General features: G+C 60.1%; 3 protein-coding genes. 1 reads left to right on the top strand and 2 read right to left on the bottom strand.

Translation table 11 applies throughout. The features are described 5' to 3' along the window. Positions 1-786, top strand: a 786-nt coding sequence (locus tag WCJ41_RS20785; protein WP_336907748.1) for a tRNA-dihydrouridine synthase, incomplete at its 5' end; no start/stop codon positions are given. 251 nt (positions 787-1,037) lie between these two features. On the opposite strand, the gene WCJ41_RS20790 is transcribed toward WCJ41_RS20785, so the two are convergent. Together WCJ41_RS20790 and WCJ41_RS20795 are read right to left on the bottom strand one after the other, a co-directional pair. Then, entirely contained in the window at positions 1,038-2,093 is a 1,056-nt protein-coding gene (locus WCJ41_RS20790) for a hypothetical protein (protein WP_336907749.1), read from the bottom strand. A 95-nt stretch (positions 2,094-2,188) separates the two neighbouring features. Next, a partial coding sequence (locus WCJ41_RS20795) for a sigma-54 dependent transcriptional regulator (RefSeq protein WP_336907750.1) occupies positions 2,189-3,352 on the bottom strand: 1,164 nt, incomplete at its 5' end.

A 3,352-nucleotide genomic window follows, 5' to 3' on the forward strand; every position in this document is an offset into this window, starting at 1 on the left:
GTGCACAAGATTGCCAGGCACAATGCCGGCTGCAGTTTGATGCGCGAGCCCGAGCATGCCGCCAGCGTGGTGCGTGCGATGGCGAAGGCCGTGAAGATTCCTGTGACGGTCAAGATGCGCGCCGGGTGGAACGAGCATGAGATCAACGCGCCGGAACTCGCCAAAATGGTTGAAGACGCTGGTGCGGCGGCAATTGCTGTGCACGGGCGAACAGCCGCTCAGTCGTACTCGGGCGAATCAGACTGGGATCTGATTGCGCGCGTGGCGCGGGGAATCAAGATTCCGGTGTTTGGCTCCGGAGACTGTGTTGAACCGGGCGACGTGATTTCACGGCTCGAGGGACGGGCTGTTGGCGGTGTGCTCGTCGGACGCGGAGCACTGCGAAATCCATGGATCTTCCGTCAGGCTGCCGATCTGGCGGCCGGCCGCGAGCCCAAACCGATCACGTTGGCAGAACGCGGCCAGTTCTTGCTCGACTACCTCGAACTCCTGTTGAACGAGCGTGTGAACGAGGCCGAAGGATTCCGCCACCTGGCGCCGGGCCACGATTCCCATTCAGCCCCGGCTAGAGGCCGCGAAAAATGGGTCATCAACAAGCTCCGAGCCTTGAACTCCTGGTACACGAAAGGGCTCAACGGCGGCTCTCAATTGCGCGTTTCAATTAACTCGGCAGAGTCGATAAATCAGCTGAAATCAATAATTGACGATTTTTTTGTCGTTAACCCAAAAACAGTCAACATCCAGGATCATGGTCCTGTCGCAGTAATGCCAGAACAAATGACCTAACTTGGCGTGGAGTGGATGGTCGAGGTATGTCCTCAGGCCTTCCAAATTATCAAATTCAACCACCGCAGCATATGAATAGGCCTTATCACCTATTTTATCTTCATATGAGACGCCTAGCTTCTGCCTAAGTCCAACGAACGACCTCCGAACGGTCTCAATCTGTTCGAAGGTCGTCCGCATGACGTCGATAAACGTGTCTCGATCAGCGGCGGTCGTGCTGCTCTTCGGTTCAAAGAGCACCACATGCGCGGTCATTCCTTTGGTCTCCGCGGACCCTTTGGCCGATCGCCAAACGGCTTGGCGCTCCCGAAGGGCTTACGTGCGCCAAACGGCTTGCCGGCACCGAACGGCTTGCGTGCGCCGAATGGCTTCGCTGCACCAAATGGTTTGCGCGCGCCAAACGGCTTGGCCTCTCCGAACGGCTTCTTTTCGGCGAATGGCTTTCGTTCCTCGAACGGTTTGCGCTCACCAGTCGGGCGACCCTCACCGAAGGTCTTTCGCTCTCCGAATGGCTTCTTATCTCCGAACGGCTTCCCCTCGCCGAACGACTTCTTGCCTGCCCAAGGTTTTCGGTCGCCAGACGCCGGGCCTTCGCGACGCGGACGATCGGCGTTGAAGGGCTTTGGTGCGCTGTTGCTGCTGCTCCACGGTTTCCGCTCGCCGTAGGGCTTGCGCTCACCAAACGGCTTCTTTTCACCAAACGGCTTGCGATCGCCGAAGGGCTTCTTCTCCCCCCATGGTTTGCGTTCCGCCGCCGGCGCGCCTTCGCGGCGCGGACTCTCGGTACCGAACTTCCTCGGCCCACTCCATGGTTTGCGAGCTTCGAATGGCTTGCGGTCGGCAGATGGCTTCTTGTCGCCGAAGGACTTCTTCTCGCCTGTGTTGAACGAGCGCTTTTCGGCGAAGGGTTTGCGTTCGCCAAATGGTTTTTGCTCGGCGTACGACTTGCGTTCGCCGAACGGCTTGCGCTCTGCGGACGGCTTGCGTTCACGAAACGGCGGGCGCTCCGGCCGCGGTGCATCCGATCCGGGTGCGGCATCAGGTTTCCCAGCTTGGTCGGCCCGGCTGTTCATCGTGAGGCGTTCCTTGAAACGCGCACGACGCACATCACGCGACACGTCGTACTTCGCCCGTGGATCCTTGTGATCTCCGCCTGGACGCCAGTCCTTCTTGCGCTCACGCCGGAAGCCGTCGCGTTCCTGTCCGCGCGAGTCCGCCTGCTCCTGCGTTTCAAAGAAACGCGTGCCGTCGAACCACCGGATCACGGCTTCTGGTTGCTTGCGCTGCAACTGACGCAGCGTCGGCATCAACGTCTCCTGGTCCCGCGCACGAAACGACGTCGGTACGGTGCCGACCACAATTACCCAGTACATTCCAGCTCGGGCCATGTCAGTTCTGCTTCCTAGCGTCGTTCAAGGCGCTTCAACTTCTCGATCAATGTCGTACGTTTGAGGCCGAGGAGCTCCGCGGCCTTCCGCTTGTTGCCATTCGTTCTATCCAGCGCCTGTCGAATTCTGCTGTGTTCGTACCGCGACACTTCATCGTCCAGATCCGTGCCGGCATCGGATAGTTCCATGGTGTCGGCCGGCCGTGGCGCCTGAGCTCGACCCACTTCCTCCGGCAGATCACTCACTTCAATCTGTGATCGCCCCGGCGACAACGAGAACGCGCGCTCGATCGCGTTCTCGAGATGTCGCACGTTGCCAGGCCAGTCAAACGCCATCAGCGCTTGTTGCGATTCCTGCGAGAGCGTCACGCGTCCGCGGGGTGGTGAGGCGTCCTTTGCCAGCTTGTCCAGGAAGTACTGCGCCAACAGTGGGATGTCTGCCCGCCGTTCACGGAGCGACGGCAGTCGAATCGGAATGACGTTGAGCCGATAGAACAAGTCTTCGCGGAAGGCGCCCGACTCGACCATTTTCTTGAGATCTGAATTGGTCGCCGCGACCACACGCACATCCACTCGAACAGTCTGTGAATCACCGACGCGCTCAAACTCTCGCGACTGGAGCACGCGCAGTAGTTTGGCCTGCAGCGCCGGACTCATCGTGCCAACCTCATCAAGAAACAAGGTGCCACGATGTGCCTGTTCGAGACGGCCCTGTCGATGCGCGATGGCGCCTGTAAACGCCCCACGGACATGGCCAAACAACTCGGCTTCCAGCAATGTCTCCGGGATGGCACTGCAGTTGATCGCCACAAATTTCTGCGCCCGTCGAGGGCTCGCATCGTGCAGTCCGCGGGCTGCGAGCTCTTTGCCCGTACCGGTTTCGCCGCTGATCAGGACCGTGCTGGTGGTGACGGCCACCGTGTCGAGCAACTCGAACAGCTTCATCATCACCGGCGTGCGTCCGATCATGCCGTCGATGCTGTAGCGGTCGCGCAGTTGCGCGCGCAGGTAGGCGTTCTCGGCGCGTAGCCGGCGGCGCTCGATCGCGGTGTTTAGCTCGTGCCGAAGTTCTTCGAACTGAAACGGCTTGGTAATGAATCCTTCCGCGCCTTGCCGCGTGACCTCGACCGCTTCGCGCACCGTGCCGAAACCCGTGATGACGATCGCGATGATATCGGG

This window comes from Aestuariivirga sp. (genome assembly GCF_037139295.1).
Classification (GTDB): domain Bacteria; phylum Pseudomonadota; class Alphaproteobacteria; order Rhizobiales; family Aestuariivirgaceae; genus Aestuariivirga.